14 protein-coding genes, 1 rRNA gene and 1 pseudogene are annotated in these 17860 nt (G+C 73.7%); 12 read left to right on the top strand and 4 right to left on the bottom strand.

The window, feature by feature from the left end:
• Positions 1 to 137: 137 nt before the first annotated feature.
• The 3 genes and pseudogenes from rrf (at position 138) to AB0J10_RS06050 (ending at position 2433) form a co-directional block, all read left to right on the top strand.
• Positions 138 to 254, top strand: a 5S ribosomal RNA gene (gene rrf / locus AB0J10_RS06060).
• Positions 255 to 390: 136 nt separating this feature from the next.
• Positions 391 to 1242: pseudogene (locus tag AB0J10_RS06055) on the top strand (tetratricopeptide repeat protein); the annotation flags it as partial.
• A 261-nt stretch (positions 1243 to 1503) separates the two neighbouring features.
• A complete protein-coding gene (locus AB0J10_RS06050; RefSeq protein ID WP_363058301.1) occupies positions 1504 to 2433 on the top strand; it encodes a hypothetical protein in 930 nt (309 codons plus the stop codon).
• A gap of 106 nt (positions 2434 to 2539) precedes the next feature.
• On the opposite strand, the gene AB0J10_RS06045 is transcribed toward AB0J10_RS06050, so the two are convergent.
• On the bottom strand, positions 2540 to 3820 hold the full coding sequence (locus AB0J10_RS06045; RefSeq protein ID WP_363058248.1) for a DUF1015 domain-containing protein: 1281 nt from the start codon (positions 3818 to 3820) through the stop codon (positions 2540 to 2542).
• A gap of 124 nt (positions 3821 to 3944) precedes the next feature.
• Here AB0J10_RS06045 and AB0J10_RS06040 point away from each other — a divergent pair, with 124 nt between their 5' ends.
• The 4 genes from AB0J10_RS06040 to AB0J10_RS06025 all read left to right on the top strand — a co-directional run bounded on the left by AB0J10_RS06040 (position 3945) and on the right by AB0J10_RS06025 (position 8093).
• Positions 3945 to 4979, top strand: coding sequence for an HAD-IIA family hydrolase (locus tag AB0J10_RS06040; RefSeq protein ID WP_363058246.1), 1035 nt, complete (start codon positions 3945 to 3947; stop codon positions 4977 to 4979).
• 98 nt (positions 4980 to 5077) lie between these two features.
• The gene (locus AB0J10_RS06035; RefSeq protein ID WP_363058244.1) at positions 5078 to 6139 is read left to right on the top strand and encodes an iron chelate uptake ABC transporter family permease subunit; all 1062 of its coding nucleotides are present in this window, start codon (positions 5078 to 5080) and stop codon (positions 6137 to 6139) included.
• Complete coding sequence (locus tag AB0J10_RS06030; RefSeq protein ID WP_363058242.1) at positions 6136 to 7173, top strand: iron chelate uptake ABC transporter family permease subunit; 1038 nt, start codon at positions 6136 to 6138, stop codon at positions 7171 to 7173. Before AB0J10_RS06035 ends, AB0J10_RS06030 begins: the two co-directional genes overlap by 4 nt.
• Positions 7174 to 7238: 65 nt before the next feature.
• Positions 7239 to 8093: an ABC transporter ATP-binding protein gene (locus AB0J10_RS06025; RefSeq protein ID WP_363058240.1), complete on the top strand. Its 855-nt coding sequence runs from the start codon at positions 7239 to 7241 to the stop codon at positions 8091 to 8093.
• A gap of 39 nt (positions 8094 to 8132) precedes the next feature.
• On the opposite strand, the gene AB0J10_RS06020 is transcribed toward AB0J10_RS06025, so the two are convergent.
• Positions 8133 to 8480, bottom strand: coding sequence for an SCP2 sterol-binding domain-containing protein (locus AB0J10_RS06020; protein ID WP_363058238.1), 348 nt, complete (start codon positions 8478 to 8480; stop codon positions 8133 to 8135).
• A gap of 42 nt (positions 8481 to 8522) precedes the next feature.
• On the opposite strand from AB0J10_RS06020, the gene AB0J10_RS06015 reads away from it, so the two are divergent.
• The 5 genes from AB0J10_RS06015 to AB0J10_RS05995 all read left to right on the top strand — a co-directional run bounded on the left by AB0J10_RS06015 (position 8523) and on the right by AB0J10_RS05995 (position 14164).
• Entirely contained in the window at positions 8523 to 8909 is a 387-nt protein-coding gene (locus AB0J10_RS06015; protein WP_363058236.1) for a hypothetical protein, read from the top strand.
• Positions 8910 to 8916: 7 nt separating this feature from the next.
• Positions 8917 to 9732, top strand: coding sequence for a TlyA family RNA methyltransferase (locus tag AB0J10_RS06010; protein ID WP_363058234.1), 816 nt, complete (start codon positions 8917 to 8919; stop codon positions 9730 to 9732).
• Positions 9733 to 9752: 20 nt separating this feature from the next.
• Positions 9753 to 10670, top strand: a complete 918-nt coding sequence (locus AB0J10_RS06005; RefSeq protein ID WP_363058299.1) for an NAD kinase — start codon at positions 9753 to 9755, stop codon at positions 10668 to 10670.
• A 201-nt stretch (positions 10671 to 10871) separates the two neighbouring features.
• Entirely contained in the window at positions 10872 to 12590 is a 1719-nt protein-coding gene (recN, locus tag AB0J10_RS06000) for a DNA repair protein RecN (protein WP_363058297.1), read from the top strand.
• Positions 12591 to 13075: 485 nt separating this feature from the next.
• Positions 13076 to 14164 carry a glycosyltransferase family 4 protein gene (locus AB0J10_RS05995; RefSeq protein WP_363058232.1) on the top strand — a complete coding sequence of 363 codons (1089 nt, stop codon included), beginning with the start codon at positions 13076 to 13078 and terminating at the stop codon, positions 14162 to 14164.
• Between the two features lie 553 nt (positions 14165 to 14717).
• Here the strand turns inward: AB0J10_RS05995 and AB0J10_RS05990 are convergent.
• The gene (locus AB0J10_RS05990; RefSeq protein ID WP_363058230.1) at positions 14718 to 16355 is read right to left on the bottom strand and encodes a PucR family transcriptional regulator ligand-binding domain-containing protein; all 1638 of its coding nucleotides are present in this window, start codon (positions 16353 to 16355) and stop codon (positions 14718 to 14720) included.
• A 40-nt stretch (positions 16356 to 16395) separates the two neighbouring features.
• Positions 16396 to 17778, bottom strand: a complete 1383-nt coding sequence (locus AB0J10_RS05985; RefSeq protein ID WP_363058228.1) for an FAD-binding oxidoreductase — start codon at positions 17776 to 17778, stop codon at positions 16396 to 16398.
• Between the last annotated feature and the right edge of the window lie 82 nt (positions 17779 to 17860).

Below are 17860 nucleotides of genomic sequence, written 5' to 3'. Positions count from 1 at the left end.
ACTGGTGGAGTTGACCGGTACTAATAGGCCGAGGGCTTGTCCTCAGTTGCTCGCGTCCACTGTGTCAGTTCTGAAGTAACGAACATGCCGCTGCCGTTTTGTGGTGGGTTGGTGCGGGTTCGACATCTTCATAGAGTTTCGGTGGTCATAGCGTTAGGGAAACGCCCGGTTACATTCCGAACCCGGAAGCTAAGCCTTTCAGCGCCGATGGTACTGCAGGGGGGACCCTGTGGGAGAGTAGGACACCGCCGAACAATCTTTCAGGACCCGTGGTCCCAGCGTTCAGCTGGGACCACGGGTCCTTTTTGTTTTGTGTGCTTTCCCCGAAGAGCGTCGGCCGGCCGGCTGCGCGAGAATTGACTGCGTTACTCGAAGACAGGAGCCTCACCGATGCCCACCAACTCAGCCGACGATCGTCCTGAGCGCGAGCCGCGCCGCCGCGACGGTGGCGGCGACCGGGGCGGCTATCGCGGGGGCCCGCGTCGGGACGACAACCGTGGGAGCGGCAACCGTCGCGACGACCGTGGTGGGTTCCGACGCGACGACCGCGACCGAGGGGGGTCGTTCCCTCGCGACGACCGTGCCTACGGGCGCCGTGACGACCGGAGGGAAGACAGCCGCGACGGTCGCTTCCCGCGCGACGACCGTGCCTACGGTCGAAGGGACGACCGGCGTGATGATCGTGGTCCGCGGCGTGACGATGACCGTGGTGGATTCCGGCGTGATGATCGTGGTCCGCGGCGTGACGATGACCGTGGTGGATTCCGGCGTGATGATCGTGGTCCGCGTCGTGACGATGACCGTGGTGGATTCCGGCGTGATGATCGTGGTCCGCGTCGTGATGACGACCGTGGCGGGTTCCGGCGTGACGATCGTGGTCCGCGCCGTGACGATGACCGTGGCGGGTTCCGGCGTGACGACCGGCGTGATGATCGTGGTCCGCGCCGTGATGATCGTGGTCCGCGTCGTGATGACGACCGTGGCGGGTTCCGGCGTGATGATCGTGGTCCGCGCCGTGACGATGACCGTGGCGGGTTCCGGCGTGACGACCGTGGTCCGCGCCGTGATGACGACCGTGGTGGTTTCCGGCGTGACGACCGGCGTGATGATCGTGGTCCGCGCCGTGACGATCGTGGTCCGCGTCGTGATGACGACCGTGGCGGGTTCCGGCGTGACGACCGTGGTCCGCGTCGTGACGATGACCGTGGTGGTTTCCGGCGTGACGACCGGCGTGATGATCGTGGTCCGCGCCGTGACGATGACCGTGGTGGATTCCGGCGTGACGACCGTGGTCCGCGTCGTGACGATCGTGGTCCGCGCCGTGATGATGACCGTGGCGGGTTCCGGCGTGACGACCGGCCGCGTGGGCCGCGGCGGGACGACCGGCGCGATGACCGGTCCCGTGGGGGCTACCGGGGCCGGGACGATCGTGGGGGGTACGGGCGCCGCGACGACCGCCGCGACGACCGCGGACGGGATCGGGACCGGGAGCCGATCAAGCGGCTGCCGATTCCCGAGGACGTCACCGGTGAGGAGATCGACAAGGACGTCCGGCAGGAGCTCCAGAGCCTGCCCAAGACGCTCGCCGAGGACGTCGCGAGGAACCTGGTCATGGTCGCGCGGTTGATCGACGAGGACGCGGAGCAGGCGTACGGCTACTCGCGGGTGGCGCTGCGGCTCGCGTCCCGGGTGGCCGCGGTGCGCGAGGCCGCCGGCTTCGCCGCGTACGCGACGCAGCGGTACTCGGAGGCGCTGGCGGAGTTCCGCGCCGCGCGCCGGATGACCGGCAGTGTCGAGCTCTGGCCCGTCATGGCCGACTGCGAGCGTGGCATGGGCCGGCCCGAGCGGGCACTGGCGATGGCCGGCGAGGCCGAGGTGCAGAAACTCGACAAGGCGGGTCAGGTCGAGATGCGTCTCGTCGCGGCGGGTGCCCGCCGGGACCTGGGGCAGCTGGACGCGGCCATCGTGACGCTTCAGAGCCCCGAACTGGCGTCGAACGCGCTGCAGCCGTGGACCGCGCGACTTCGGTACGCGTACGCCGACGCCCTGCTGGCCGCCGATCGGGAGTCCGAGGCGCGCGAGTGGTTCGCGAAGGCGGTCGAGGCGGACAAGGACGGTTCGACCGACGCCTCCGACCGGCTCGCCGAGATGGACGGCGTGGAGTTCGTCGACGCGCTGGTCGCCGACGCCGACGCCGACGCCGACGCCGACGCCGACGCCGAGACCGACGCCGAGACCGAGACCGGCGCCGGAGCAGCAGCGGGGGACGCCGGGGCCGCGAGGGACGCCGACGAGGGCGGGGACCCGGTCGAGGCCGACGCCCGCCCCGCCGACAGCGCAGTCCCGGAGTCCGCGGGAGAGAGCGCCGCACATGAGGGCTCCGCACGCGACAAGAACGATGTGCGGGGCGAGGAGCGCGGCGACGAGGTCTGATCCGACTGCCGCGCCCGCACGGGTGCGTACGCGGAGAACACCGGGGCCCGGCCCCCGAGCGGAACCGCTCGGGGGGCCGGGCCCCGGTGTTCCGGTCGGTGCCTGCTCAGTCCAGGCTCAGGCTGCGCAGCACCAGGCCCGTCGCCGGCTTCGGGCCGAAGGACGTCGACTTGCGGGGCATCGTGACGCCCTGCCGGGCCAGGTCCCGTACGACCTCCTCGCGCACCGGATGCATCAGGACGGCCGTACCGCCCCGGCGTTCGGCCTGGACGACCGCGGCCTCGGTGTCGTGGATGTAGGTGATCTCCTCGGGCGAGTCCGGGATGTTCCAGATCCGCTCCAGGAGGGTGGCGTGGAGGACGGTCGCGTCGAGCCGGCGCCAGGCGTCCGGGCGGCCGCCCGGTACCGTGCGTGCCAGGAGCGAGGGGTCGGGGCGGTCGATCAGATGGAAGCGGCCGTCTCCGGCGAGGACGAACGCGTTGCCCTCGCCGACGGCCTCCGCCAGGGCGCCGAGCGCGTGCGACAGCCGCCCTTCGATCTCGCGGACACGGAAGAGGCCGTCGACGGCCGCGAGCGCGTCCCCGACCGGCAGCCGGTTCAGCAGCCGGTGGATGGCGCGTACCTGCAGCGGATAGCGAGCGGTGTCGATGAGCAGCACCAGGCCGTAGCTCCAGGCGCCGGGTGCGGGGTGCTCGTCGCGCAGCCGGAGGTAGGTCGCCCAGCGGTGGTGGCCGTCGGCGATGAGGGCCTGCTGGCGGGCGAGGTCGGATGCGATGTCCGCGAGGTCGCCGGCGTCGGTGACCGACCAGAGGCGGTGGCTGAAGCCGTCCTCGGTGGTCGTCGACAGCAGCGGTTCCTCGTGGATGACGCGCTCGATGACGGCGCTCGCCCCGTTCGCGGGACCCTCGCTGCGGTAGGTGAGCAGCAGGGGCTCGAGATTGGCGCCGGTGGTGCGCATCAGGGCCGTGCGGTCGGCCACCACGTGCGGCATCACGTCCTCGTGGGGGAGGACGACGCCCTCCTCGGGGGCGGACAGCGCCAGGGCCCCGATGATGCCGCGCTGCAGGATGACGCCCCTGCGCTGTTCGTAGACGTACAGAGCGGGCTCCGGGTCGGGGGCCAGGACGCCCTCGGTGACCCAGCGGTCGAGGGTCTCCGCCGCCTGCTCGTGGCGTTCGGAGGCGGTCGCCGCCTGGGGCAGGATCAGCCGGACGATGTTGTACGGGTCCGCTGACTCCAGGTGGTGCAGCCCGTCGGGCCTTACGACGACGTCGTAGGGGGGCGAGGTCACCGCGGCAAGACTGCCGACCCGCTCGGGGACGTAACGCAGTCCACGGAACGGGACCATGTGCAGACCTTCGGCCGCCCTGTCACCTCGCGCGCTCATTGGGGCATCGTATGTGTCCGGCGCGATGCGCGATGATCGGGGGAGTGCGCGGCGATCGCGACGCGCCACCGATCGACGGCCCCGGCCGGGCTGAGCGGGAGCCGGGAGTGAGGAGCGGACCAGCATGGGTGAGCGGGGCAGGACCAGGCCGGGTGGCAGCGCGCGGGCGCTGAACGAGGTGTACGACACGGCTCTGCTCGATCTCGACGGGGTGGTGTACGCCGGCGGGGAGGCCGTTCCGCACGCGGTGGAGTCGCTGGAGACCGCGCGTGCCGGCGGGATGCATCTGGCGTACGTCACGAACAACGCCCTGCGGACGCCGGACGCGGTGGCGCGGCATCTCACCGAGCTGGGCGTGCCCGCGGAGGCGGGCGACGTCATCACCTCGGCGCAGGCCGTGGCCCGGCTGATCGCCGAGCAGGTCCCGGCCGGTTCCCGGGTGCTCGTCATCGGCGGCGAGGGGCTGCGGGTGGCGCTGCGCGAGCGGGGTCTGCAGCCGGTGGACTCGGCCGACGACGACCCGGCCGCCGTGGTCCAGGGGTACGGCGGGCCCGAGTTGGCGTGGGGGCGGCTCGCGGAGGCGTCTTACGCGGTGGCGCGCGGGGTGCCGTGGTTCGCGTCCAACACGGACCTGACGATCCCGAGTGCCCGCGGGATCGCGCCGGGGAACGGCGCGGCGGTCGAGGCCGTCCGGATCGCGACCGGTGGTGTGCCGCAGATCGCGGGGAAGCCGCTGCCCCCGATGCACCGGGAGACGATCCTGCGCACGGGCGCCGAACGGCCTCTGGTGGTGGGTGACCGTCTCGACACCGACATCGAGGGCGCGTTCAACGGGGGGGTGGACTCGCTGCTCGTGCTGACCGGGGTGACGGACCCGGCGCAGTTGCTGCGGGCGGTGCCGAGGCACCGGCCGACCTATGTCGACGCCGACCTGCGGGGGCTGCTCACCGCGCAGCCCGAGGTGGAGTCCGCGTCATCGGGGGACGGTCTCGTCTGCGGTGGCTGGACGGCCTCCGTGCGGGACGGCGCGCTCGTGATCGAGGGGGACGGTCAGCGGCTGGACGGGCTGCGGGCGCTGTGCGCCGCGGCGTGGACGCACACGGGGGACGGGGCCGGGTCCCTGGAGGCGGGGAAGGTGCTCGCCCGGCTCGGCTGGTGAACGGCCGCGCGGCGAAGGGGAGGTGGGACGGGTCCCGGTGGCTCCGATCGAAGCCTCCCCGAGCGAAGCGAATTGGGAGGGTAGGCTAACCTAACCGCGTGTTGGTCGACAGTCCCCCCGAACAGAGCGCGGCCCGGACGGCCGCGGCAGCCGCGCCCCAGGCGCGCAGGCGCCACGCGCTGCGCGCGGCCGGGCTGCTGCTCGCCGTCGGTGTCCTGCTGCTGGTCTGTGTCGCGAGCATCGCGATCGGCGCCAAGGCGGTGCCGGTCGCCGATGTGTGGCACGGGCTCTTCCAGAACTCCGGCACGGGCAACGACGTGGTGATCCGCGACGTCCGGGTGCCGCGTACGGTGCTGGGCCTGCTGGTGGGCGTCGCCCTGGGCCTCGCCGGCGCGGTGATGCAGGCGCTGACCCGCAACCCGCTCGCCGAGCCCGGTCTGCTCGGGGTCAACGCGGGCGCGGCCGCCGCGGTCGTCACCGCCATCAGCTTCCTCGGGGTCACCTCCATCACCGAGTACGTGTGGTTCGCCTTCCTCGGCGCCGGCGTGGTCTCGGTGGTCGTGTACGTGCTCGGCGGCAGCCGCGGTGCCACGCCGGTGCGGCTCGCCCTCGCCGGTACCGCCGCCACGGCCGCGCTGTTCGGCTACGTCAACGCCGTACAGCTGCTGGACTCCGTGGCCCTGGACCGGCTGCGCTTCTGGACCGTCGGCTCGCTCGCCTCGGCCGATCCGGCGACGATCGGGAAGGTGGCGCCCTTCATCGGCGCCGGGGTGGCGCTGGCCCTCCTGATCGCGCGGCCGCTCAACGCACTGGAGATGGGCGACGACACCGCCCGGGCGTTGGGTGCCCATCTGACCCGGACCCGGGTGCTCGCCATGGTCGCGGTGACCCTGCTGTGCGGGGCGGCGACGGCCGCCTGCGGGCCCATCGTCTTCATCGGGCTGATGGTCCCGCATCTCGTCCGGGCCATCACCGGCCCCGACATGCGCTGGATCCTGCCGTACGCCGCGGTGCTGTCGCCCGTGTTGCTGCTCGGCTCGGACGTCGTGGGCCGGGTGGTCGCCCGTCCCTCGGAACTGCAGGTCGGCGTCGTCACCGCGTTCATCGGCGGACCCGTGTTCATCCATCTCGTACGGCGCAAGAGGATGGCGCAGCTGTGAAGGCCGTGAAGGCGATACGCACCCCGGGCGGGCTGTCCGTCCGTGTGGACCCGAGGGCGGCCCTCGTCGCCCTGCTGCTGCTGGCCGCGGCGCTGGCCGTAGCGGTCGTGCTCGTCGGCAGCGGCGACTTCCCGATGACGCCCGGCGAGGTCGTCGCCACCCTGCTGGGCGACGGCACGCCCGCACAGGAGTTCATCGTCCGGGACGTCCGGCTGCCGAGGGTCCTGGTGGCGCTGCTGGTCGGCGCGGCGCTCGCGGTCGGCGGGGCGCTCTTCCAGTCCATCTCGCGCAATCCGCTCGGCAGTCCGGACGTGCTGGGGTTCGGCCAGGGGTCGACCGTCGGCGCTCTGACGGTGATCGTGCTGTTCAAGGGCGACGCCTTCGCCACCGCGGGCGGCGCGATCGTCGGCGGACTGGTGACCGGTGCCGTCGTCTACCTCCTCGCCTGGAAGCGGGGGGTGCACGGCTACCGGCTCGTGCTGATCGGTATCGGTGTCGCCGCGATGCTCACCGGCGCCATCCACTACCTCATCACCAAGGCCAACCTCGTCGACGCCACCCGCGCCGTCGTGTGGATGACGGGCTCGCTCGACGGCCGCGACTGGAGCCACTTCTGGCCGCTGCTCGCCGTCTGCGCGGTGCTCGTGCCGCTGTCGCTGGCGTACGGGCGGCCCCTGCGGATGCTGGAGATGGGTGACGACGCGGCGTACGCGCTGGGGATTCGCGTGGAGCGGACCCGTGCCGTGCTCATGGGTTCCGCGGTGCTGCTCACCGCGGTCGCCACGGCGGCGGCCGGTCCGATCGTCTTCGTCGCGCTGAGCGCCCCTCAGCTCGCCCGCCGGCTGACGCGCTCGCCCGGCCCGAACGTGGCCGCGAGCGCCGTGATGGGGGCCGCCCTGCTGGTCGTCGCCGACTGGGTCGCCACCTCGGCGTTCGGCGACCGTGAGCTCCCGGTCGGTGTCGTGACCGGGGTGCTCGGCGGCGTCTACCTGCTCTGGCTGCTCGTCACCGAGCGCAAGGCGGGCCGGATATGAGGGCCGGCGCCGGACGTACGAGCACGGACCCGCACCAGACCGAGAAGAAGCCCAGGAGTACGTCCATGCAGCGCCTCACCGCGGAATCGGTCACCCTCGCCTACGACCGGCGGGTGATCGCCGAGGAACTCTCCGTCGAGATACCCGACAACTCGTTCACGGTCATCGTCGGGCCGAACGCGTGCGGCAAGTCCACGCTGCTTCGGGCGCTCTCGCGGATGCTGAAGCCAGCTCGGGGCCGGGTTCTGCTGGACGGGCAGACGATCCACTCGATGCCCGCGAAGAAGGTCGCGCGGACGCTCGGCCTGCTCCCCCAGTCGTCGGTGGCGCCGGACGGCATCACGGTCGGGGACCTGGTGGCCCGCGGCCGGTACCCGCACCAGGGCCTGCTGCGCCAGTGGTCGCCGGAGGACGAGCGGATCGTCCAGGAGTCGATGGCCGCGACCGGGGTGGCCGGACTCGCCGACCGCTACGTCGACGAACTGTCGGGCGGGCAGCGACAGCGCGTGTGGATCGCGATGGCGCTCGCGCAGCAGACGCCGCTGCTGCTGCTCGACGAGCCGACCACCTTCCTCGACATCCAGCACCAGCTGGAGATCCTCGACCTCTGCGCCGAACTGCACGAGACCCAGGGCCGCACGCTCGTCGCCGTGCTGCACGACCTCAACCAGGCCGCGCGTTACGCGACCCATCTGATCGCGATGCGGGACGGGAGGATCGCCGCCGAGGGCGCGCCCGGGGAGGTCGTCACCGCCGAGCTCGTCGAGCGGGTCTTCGGGGTCCGTGCCCAGGTGATCGACGACCCGGAGACGGGTACGCCGCTGGTGGTGCCGCTGGCCCGGCGCGGCAGGGCCGCCGCCCTGTCCTCCGCGCCCTCCGCCTCGGGTGCGGTGGCCGGGGCGACCGCGGCGGCGCCCTGAGGCGCCGTGGCCGAGACGGGGCGCCTCAGGCCGCTGTCGTCACAGCAGTGCCCGCAGGCGCAGCAGATCGCGGAAGCCCGCCTCGAGCCCGACCCGGCCCGAGGCCCAGGCCTTCGCGAAGTTCAGCTGCCCGTCGACCATCGCCACCAGGTCGTCGCCGGTCATCGCCAGCCGGATGTCGGCCTTCTCCGCAGGGGGCCCGTCGAGCGTGTCCTGGACCTCGATCCGGCCCGCCGCCAGGCGCCCGGTGAAGGTGACGTCCAGGTCCTTGATGTGGCAGCTCAGGGAACGGTCGAGCGCGGCCGCGCTGCGCACGTCCCCGTTCGCCTTCGCGAGATTGTCCGAAAGTCTGTCGAGTGCGCCGCGGCACTCCTCTGTCGTCGCCATTGTGATCGACGGTACCCCAGGGCTTCGCGGTAGCGTCTGGGCATGAGCGACTCGATCGAAACGCCCCGGACGGCGCACCAGGCGTCCGGGGCGCCGTTCCCGGCGCCCGGCCCGGCGGCGGGCTCCGCGTCCGCGGGGCGCGTGCCCACGGGCGGCGACGGTGTGCCCGCCGGCGAGGAGGTCACCGGGGCGGCCGTCCCGGACGTGGCCGAGGGCCCGTACGACCCGGCCGCCCCCGCACCCCTGGGCGTGGAGCGCGTCCCCACCGGTCACGCGGGGGTCGACGCGCACCTCGAGCGGCTGGCCGACGCCGACCACCTCCCGGCGGACGGCCATCTGGAGGTGTACGAGGATGTACACCGAGGGCTCCGCTCCACGCTGACCGAGCTGGACGCCCGACCGGACGACTCGTACGACCACAGGAGCTGAACCGAACGTGGCAGGAGTGGCACGCCGCCGTCTCGACGCCGAGCTGGTACGCCGCAAGCTCGCCCGCTCGCGCGAGCACGCGAGCCAGCTGATCGCGGCGGGGCGGGTGACCGTCGGCGGCAACACCGCCGGCAAGCCCGCCACCCAGGTCGAGACGAGTGCCGCCATCGTCGTCGCCCAGGACGACGACGACCCCGAGTACGTCTCGCGCGGCGGCCACAAGCTCGCCGGCGCGTTCGCGGCGTTCGTTCCCCGGGGGCTGAGGACGGAGGGACGGCGGGCGCTGGACGCGGGCGCCTCCACGGGCGGGTTCACCGATGTGCTGCTGCGGGCGGGCGCCGCCCACGTCGTCGCCGTCGACGTCGGCTACGGCCAGCTCGCCTGGTCTCTCCGGAGCGATGAACGCGTGACGGTCAAGGACCGTACGAACGTACGCGAGTTGACCCTGGAGGCGATCGACGGAGAGGCGGTGGACCTGATCGTCGGGGACCTGTCCTTCATTCCGCTGGGCCTGGTGCTGCCCGCGCTGGTGCGCTGCGCCGCCCCCGGCGCCGATCTCGTCCTCATGGTCAAGCCGCAGTTCGAGGTCGGCAAGGAGCGCCTCGGCAGCGGCGGAGTGGTCCGCAGCCCGGAGCTGCGTGCCGAGGCGGTGCGGACCGTGGCGCACCGGGCGGGCGAGCTGGGGCTCGGCGTGCTGGGAGTGACCGCGAGCCCGCTGCCGGGGCCCTCGGGCAATGTCGAGTACTTTCTCTGGCTCCGGGCCGGGGCACCGGAGCTCGACCCGGTGGACGTCGAGCGCGCAGTGGCGGAGGGGCCGCGTTGACCGATACCAGCGAGACCACCATGGACGCGCGGACACGGACCCGTACCGTGTTCCTGCTGGCCCACACCGGCCGGCCCGCGGCGATCCGCAGCGCCGAACTCGTCGTCCAGGGCCTGCTGCGCGCGGGGATCGGGGTGCGGGTGCTCGCCTTCGAGGCCGCCGACCTCCCCCTGCCGAAGTCGGTGGAGACCGTGCCCGAGGCGACGCCGGAGGTACTCGACGGGTGCGAACTGCTCATCGTGCTCGGCGGCGACGGGACGCTGCTGCGCGGGGCGGAGTTCGCCCGTGCCTCGGGGGTCCCGATGCTCGGGGTCAACCTGGGACGGGTCGGGTTCCTCGCGGAGGCGGAGCGGGACGACCTGGACAAGGTCGTCCACCGGGTGGTGAGCCGGGAGTACGAGGTCGAGGAGCGGATGACGATCGACGTGGTCGTCCGCCGCAACGGCGACGTCGTGCACCGTGACTGGGCGCTGAACGAGGCGGCCGTGCAGAAGGTGTCCCCGGAGCGGATGCTCGAGGTCGTCCTGGAGATCGACGGTCGGCCGGTGACCGGCTTCGGCTGCGACGGCATTGTGTGCGCCACGCCGACGGGGTCGACCGCGTACGCGTTCTCGGCGGGCGGGCCGGTGGTGTGGCCGGAGGTCGAGGCGCTGCTGATGGTGCCGATCAGCGCCCACGCCCTGTTCGCGAAGCCGCTGGTCACGTCGCCGTCGTCGGTGCTCGCGGTCGAGGTGCAGCCGAACACCCCGCACGGTGTGCTGTGGTGCGACGGGCGCCGCGCCGTGGAGCTGCCGGCCGCGGCCCGGGTGGAGGTGCGGCGTGGCGAGGTACCGGTACGACTGGCCCGGCTGCACCACGCCTCGTTCACGGACCGGCTGGTGGCGAAGTTCGCGCTGCCGGTCTCGGGCTGGCGGGGCGCCCCGCACGGCGACGCGTGAGGTGAGCCGTGCGGTCGCGCGGCGGTCGAGGGGGGCTGTGGTGGCGCGCGGCGGAGCCTGCCGCGGGTGACGCGCGCGGGGAGGACGGGCCACCCCCACGGGTGATGACGGTCGCGCCGACCTGCGGCTGAGTACCCGGGAGGCGGGGGCCGTCGCAGACCCGGCCCCGGACCTCGTAAGGTCTTCTCCGTGTTGGAGGAGATGCGGATACGGTCGCTCGGGGTCATCGACGACGCCGTCGTCGAGCTGTCGCCGGGGTTCACGGCGGTCACCGGTGAGACGGGCGCGGGCAAGACCATGGTCGTCACCAGCCTCGGGCTGCTGCTCGGCGGGCGCGCCGACCCCGCCCTCGTGCGGATCGGCGCGAAGTCGGCGGTCGTGGAGGGGCGGGTGAGCGTGCCCACGGGTGCCCCCGTGGCGGTACGGGCCGAGGAGGCCGGTGCCGAACTCGACGACGGGGCGCTGCTGATCAGCCGGACGATCTCCGCGGAGGGGCGCTCCCGGGCGCACCTCGGCGGGCGCTCGGTGCCGGTCGGCATGCTGACCGAGCTGGCGGACGAGCTCGTCGCGGTGCACGGGCAGACCGACCAGCAGGGGCTTCTCAAGGCCGCTCGCCAGCGGCAGGCCCTGGACCGGTACGCGGGTGACGCGGTCGCCGGGCCGCACGCCAAGTACGCGGCCGCGTACCGGCGGCTGAAGGCCGTCTCCGCCGAGCTGGCCGAACTGACCACCCGCGCCCGTGAGCGCGCCCAGGAAGCCGACCTGCTGCGGTTTGGACTGAACGAGGTCGCGGCCGTCGAGCCGCGGGCCGGCGAGGACGTGGAGCTGGCCGCCGAGGCCGAGCGGCTCGGGCACGCCGAGGCCCTGGCCTCCGCCGCCTCCGTGGCGCACGCGGCGCTCGCCGGGAACCCGGAGGACCCCGAGGGCGTCGACGCGACCACGCTCGTCGCCGGTGCCGGCCGGGCCCTGGAGGCCGTCCGGTCCCACGACCCGGCGCTGGCCGCGCTCGCCGACCGGATGGGCGAGATCTCCATCCTGCTCGCCGACGTCGCGGGCGAACTCGCCGGGTACGCCGACAACCTCGATGCCGATCCGCTGCGGCTCGCGGCGGTCGAGGAACGGCGCGCCGCGCTCGGCGCGCTCACCCGCAAGTACGGCGAGGACGTCAACTCCGTCCTGGCCTGGGCCGAGGAGGGTGCCGGCCGGCTCACCGAGCTGGAGGGCGACGACGACCGGATCGGCGAGCTGACGGCGGAACGCGACGCGCTGCGCGCCGAACTGTCGGGCCTCGCCCAGGCGCTGACCGACGCCCGTACGGCGGCGGCGGATCGTTTCGCGGAGGCCGTGACGGCGGAGCTGGCGCATCTCGCGATGCCGCACGCGCGCGTCACGATCGACATCCGGCAGACCGGCGACCCCGAGGGCGTCGAGGTCAACGGGCGCACGGTCGCGTACACCTCGTCCGGTGCCGACGAGGTCGAGCTGCTGCTCGCCCCGCACCCGGGGGCCCAGCCGCGGCCGATCGCCAAGGGCGCGTCCGGCGGTGAGCTCTCCCGCGTGATGCTGGCGGTGGAGGTCGTCTTCGCGGGGACCGACCCGGTGCCGACGTACCTCTTCGACGAGGTCGACGCGGGCGTCGGCGGCAAGGCGGCGGTGGAGATCGGCCGGCGCCTCGCCAAGCTCGCGAAGACCGCACAGGTGGTCGTGGTGACCCACCTGCCGCAGGTGGCGGCGTTCGCCGATCGGCAGTTGCTGGTCGAGAAGACCAACGACGGATCGGTGACCCGGTCCGGCGTCACCGTCCTGGAGGGCGAGGACCGGGTGCGCGAGCTGTCCCGGATGCTCGCCGGGCAGGAGGACTCGGAGACGGCGCGGGCACACGCCGAGGAGCTGCTGGCGACGGCGCGCGCCGAGGTCTGAGCACCCGGGTGGGACCGGGCACGTCCGGTGGGCTTCGTGGCACGGGGCGACCGACCCGAACCGGAGGGGCGCGGAGTGGGTCCCCCGCCGGCCGTCCCGGCCGCCGTGCGAGGCTCCCCGACCGCGCTCGGGTATCCGGGCGGCGCGGTGACAGGAGCGCGTACGGGCGCCAGGGGCGTGGCGGGACCCGGTCACTCGCAGAGGCGCTGTGGCCGTCACCCGGGTGGTGACGGGCGCGTAGCGGGCGCGCGCACAGCGGCGTGCGCGGTGGGAGCACACCAATGACGCCCTGTGCACGCCGTGGAGCCCGGGAGCAACCGTCCCCCGCCCGCCAAACGCGGTCGCCGAGCCGCTTCGGGCGAGCGGATGACCGCCGGTATGCGCTCACCCGTGTGGGTGATACGGCCGGGGCTGTTGCGGCCCCGGACACGGGAACGACATCCCGGCGGTGCCGGAACGTGCGTACGGACTGGCATCCTTGGCGCGTGACACAGCTGCGTACGGTCCAGGTACTGGGCGGCGGCAGCGCGGGCAGCAGCGCTCACGTCAGGTCACTGGCCGGGGGCCTGGTGGCGCGGGGAGTGGGGGTGACCGTGTGCGCGCCCGCACCCCTGGAACACGAATACGACTTCCTCGGCGCCGGGGCGCACTTCGTGCCCGTGCCGCGCCGCAGCGACCCCGCGTCGATCGGCGCGCTCCGCACGGTGTGCGCGGGAGCGGACGTCGTCCACGCGCACGGTCTCGACGCCGCGGTGCGGACCGCCCTGGCGGTCAGCGGGCACGGCGTGCCGCTGGTGGTCACCTGGCACACCCGGAGCCAGGCCGCGGGCGCGCGCGGCAGGGTGCTGCGGATGCTGGAGCGGAGGGTGGTGAGGGCCGCGGCCGTCGTGCTCGGCACGTCGTCCGAGCTGGTGGACCGCGCCCGGAGCCGTGGCGCGCGTGACGCCCGGCTCGCACCGGTCGCCGTGCCGCCGCCGGGCCCGGACCGGCCCGAGAGCAAGGTGCGGGCCGAACTGGGCGCGGTCGAGCGGCCGTTGCTGACGGCCGTCGGCAGGCTCGAGCCGGGCCGAGGCCACGGCACCCTGCTCGACGCGTCCCACCGGTGGCTGGGTCTCGACCCCGTTCCGCTGGTCGCCGTGGCGGGGGAGGGGCGGGAACGGGCCGGGCTGCAGCGGCGCATCGACCGGGAGGGCCTGCCGGTCCGGCTCCTCGGCAGCCGCGACGACGTCGGCGAACTGCTCGCGGTGTCGGACCTCGCACTGCTCCCGAGCCGCTGGGAGGCCCGTTCGCTCCTCGCCCAGGAAGCCCTCCGGCTGGGCGTGCCACTCGTGGCGACCCGGGTCGGCGGTACGCCCGAGCTCGTGGGCACGGCCGCCGAACTCGTACCGTACGGCGACGCCGTCGCCCTGGCCGCCGCCGTCAGCCGGCTGCTGGCGGATCCCGAACGCCGCCGCCGGCTCGCGGCGGCGGGCCGGGCCCAGGCGGCGACCTGGCCGACGGAGGACGAGACCATCGCCCAGGTCCTGAGCATCTACGACGAACTCACGCAGCCCCCGGGTCCACGTACGGTCTGATCGGCGACCGGCTCACGGCCTTCCCCGCCGCCCCACAGCGCCGAGGTGTCGGAGTGGTCGGGTGGACCGTCGTGCGCTGCGCCGCGGTCTCCTGCGAACGGGTCCGAGCCGGGCAGCAGCACAGGTCGGTTCGTTCGACGGGACCACCCCGTGAAGCGATGCCCGTGAAGGGACGCCCGTGAAGGGACGCCCGTGAAGGGATCATGTGTGAACACCGTGGTGCGAGTCGGCAGCCGGCGACCCTCAGGACTCCGCGGCTCACCGGAGCACCAGCGGGGTCCGAGCGGCCGCCGCGGTCAGCGCTGCCGGCGATGCGCTCGTCGCCGGACTCGATGGTCCGGCACTCCGAGTGCCCGAACCGAAGGGCGCTCGCCTCGCACCCCACCCGGGCGACGGGCACGGCCGAACTGCCGGCCCGCCAGGCCCAAGGGCTGATCGCCGCAGGTTGCGGCTGGTGCCGGTGGGTTGCCGGCAGCGTGCCGCCTGAGCGCCCCGCGCCCCCGCGGGCCAGGAGCGCATCGGAAGCACACCCGAGGGGCGCCTGCCGGGCCCCTCACTGCGTGTGGCGGCGGGCCCGCAGGGCCAGGGACAGGGCGAGGACGGTCTGCGGGTCGTCCAGATCCGTTCCGAGGAGTTCGTAGATGCGGGCCAGCCGGTTGTAGAGGGTCTGGCGGTTGAGATGGAGCTCGCGAGCGGTCTCCGCCTTGCGGCCGGCATGGGCGAGGAACGTCTGGAGGGTGGGCAGCAACGGGGGGCGCGACGTGCGGTCGTGTTCCAGGAGCGGACCGACCGCGCGGTCCACGAACGCCGCCAGGTCCGGATGGTCCCGCAGCCGCCACAGCAGCAGGTCGATGTCGAGGCGGCGGGCGTCGTACCACGGCCGGTCGGGCAGCCCCTGCGCCGCCGCCGCGGTCTCCGCCGCGTGCCGCAGGCCGGCCGAGGCCGCCGCCCAGCCGCCGGGGACGCCCACGACGACGACCGGCGGATGGCTCCCGGCCCGGGCAGGGCCCGACATCCCGGCCCGCTCCAGGCCGGCGCGCAGCGCCACCGCGACCCGGTCGGCCACGGCCGTCCGCTCCGACTCCGAAGGCAGGCCCAGCAGCAGCGGCACCCGCCCCTCGACGGGCCGCACACCGAGGAGCACCGGGACGCCGACGGACGCCAGCTCCTCCAGTACCGCCCGGGCCAGCAGCGCCCAGTTGCCGGACGGCGACAGTTCGGGTGCGAGCCGCATCACCACCGGCAGCAGCGGGCCGTCACCTGGCCGGAAGCCGAGGACCCTCGCCTGGGCGGGCGCGTCCTCCGCCGTGATCCGGCCCTCGGCGAGGTCGGTGAGGAAGTCGCCGCGGCCGCGCGCCGCCAGTTCCTCCTCCTGCCGGGCCTGCATCAGAACCACCGCGAGCACCCCGGCTGCGCGCTCGGCCGCCATCCGGTGCACCGGAAGCAGCGGCCCGGACACGGCCGGCAGCACCAGCCGCGCCCGTACCGCCCCGGCCCCGTGCCCGCCGCCGGGCACGTCCACGAGGACCGATCCGGACGGCGGCCCCGCCTCCCGTGCCGACCGCTGTCCGCGCAGCCCCTCCCACACCTGGAGCGGATCGGCCGCTGCCTGCCCGGTGCCGGTGCCCGCCGCGTACAGCAGCCGGCCGTCAGCGGCCTCCAGGAACACCGGGTTGGCGGTGAAGTCGGCCAGGATGCGCAGCACTTGGGGAACGCCGCCGCCTTCCAGGAGGGCCCGCGTGCACTGCCGGTACACCTCTTCCGCCTGCTGCAGCAGTGCGTAGTGCCCGTTGACGATCTCGGTGTGGACCTCCTCGGTGACCGAGACGAACGGGACCTCGCGATGGAGCTGGATCAGCGGCAGTCCGGCGGTCCTGGCGGCCTCGACGATGCTTGCGGGCAGCCGGGTGAAGCGGGGACCGAGTTCCACGACCAGCGCCGCGATCCCGCGTTCCGCGAGCCGGTGCACGAACGCCCGCTGTTCCGCGGGCCGGGTGCCCAGGGCCACGCCCGTCGTCAGCAGCAGTTCGCCGCCCTTGAGCAGCGAGGCGATGTTGGGCACCTCACCGGCGTGCACCCAGCGCACGGTGCGGTTCAGCCGGTCCGCCCCGGCGACGACCTCCGGGAGCCCGCCGCGCAGCGCGGGCAGTTCGAGCGCCCGCTGCACGGTGATCCCGCCCTGTGTTTCCATTGCCGGGACGCTACCTGGGCGAAAGTTCGAAGGACAACTGTCAGTCCGGCTTGATGTTGTGGTTCAGCCGGAACACGTTGTCGGGATCGTACGCGGCCTTGACGTCGGCGAGCCGCCGGTAGTTCTCGGCCCCGAACCCGGCGACGACCCGCTCCCGGCCCTCGTCGCCGATGAAGTTCAGGTACACCTGGCCGACGGACCAGGGCTTCACATCGGTCCGGGCGTCGCGCACCCACTGCCGGCCGCGCTCGTCGTCGGCCGGGTCCTCCCAGATGGCGAAGGGGTGCAGGACCCACTGCGCGGTGCGCCACGGCAGCGGCCACTCGGAGTCGCCGCGGCGCAGCGCCCCGCCCATCGGGAACAGTATGTGCTGGGTGTTCGACGGCACGATCATGCTGTCCGCGCGGGCGCAGAAGACGTCCACCGCCGGGTCGGGCAGGGCCCGGAGGTACTCCGCCGACCAGTAGTTCCGCAGCCCGGGCGGGTCGTCGATCATGCACTGGAGTTCGGCGTAGGGGAGCTCCTGCAGGATCTCGGCCTCATGGCCGAGGCCGAGCAGCGGCGCCGCGGCCTTGCGCAGCTCCGGCTCCGGGCCGGCGTATGTCACCAGCACCAGGGCCACGGCCCGCCCCACCAGGTGCTCGGGCATGAAGTCCTCGGGCGGGCCGGTGAGGTAGATGAAACCGCCGCCGGTCTCGTCCGGCGCGGACTCCAGCACCTCCCGGTACACGGGGAGCACCTCGGCCCCGCGCTCCGCCGGGAAGAACAGGAACGCGACGGACATGGCGGGCAGTGGATGCAGCCGCAGCGTCAGGGAGGTGGCCACTCCGAAGTTGCCGCCGCCGCCGTGCAGCGCCCAGAACAGCTCCGGGTTCTCCTCCTGGCTCGCGTGCACCTCGGCGCCGTCGGCCGTCACCAGGTCCACCGCCACGAGGTTGTCGCAGGCGAGGCCGAACTTCCGCTCCAGCCAGCCCGATCCACCGCCCAGCACGAAGCCGCCCAGCCCGGTGGTGGACGCCCGCCCGCCCGTGGTCGCCAGCGCGTACGGCTGGGTGGCCCGGTCCAGGTCGCTCATGGTGGCTCCACCGCCGACGCGGGCGGTACGGGCGTCCGGGTCCACCGTGACGGCGTGCATCCGCCGCAGGTCGACCACGAGGCCGCCGTCGGTGGTCGCCAGGCCCGCGACCCCGTGGCCGCCGCCGCGGACGGCGAGCTCGAGGTCGTGGTCCCGGGCGAACCGGACCGAAGCGGCGACGTCGGCGGCCGACTCGCACTGGACGATCACCGAGGGGCGCCGGTCGATCATCGCGTTGAAGAGCGCCCGGGCCTCGTCGTAGCCGGCGTCGCCCGGGGTGATGGCCTCACCGGCCAGGGAGTCGCGGAGTCCCGTCAGGGCCGGCTCCGCGAACGGTTGGGGCGCCATGATGCCCCCTTCCGGGGCGCGAACAGGACCTTCTCATCGTAGGTACGAGCGGTCCCGCCCCGCACATCCGCGGAAGGGGGGC

This window comes from Streptomyces sp. NPDC049887 (genome assembly GCF_040656535.1).
Lineage (GTDB): Bacteria > Actinomycetota > Actinomycetes > Streptomycetales > Streptomycetaceae > Streptomyces.
The sequence above is the reverse complement of the archived record's forward strand: the minus strand, read 5'-3'. Positions and strand labels throughout refer to the sequence as shown.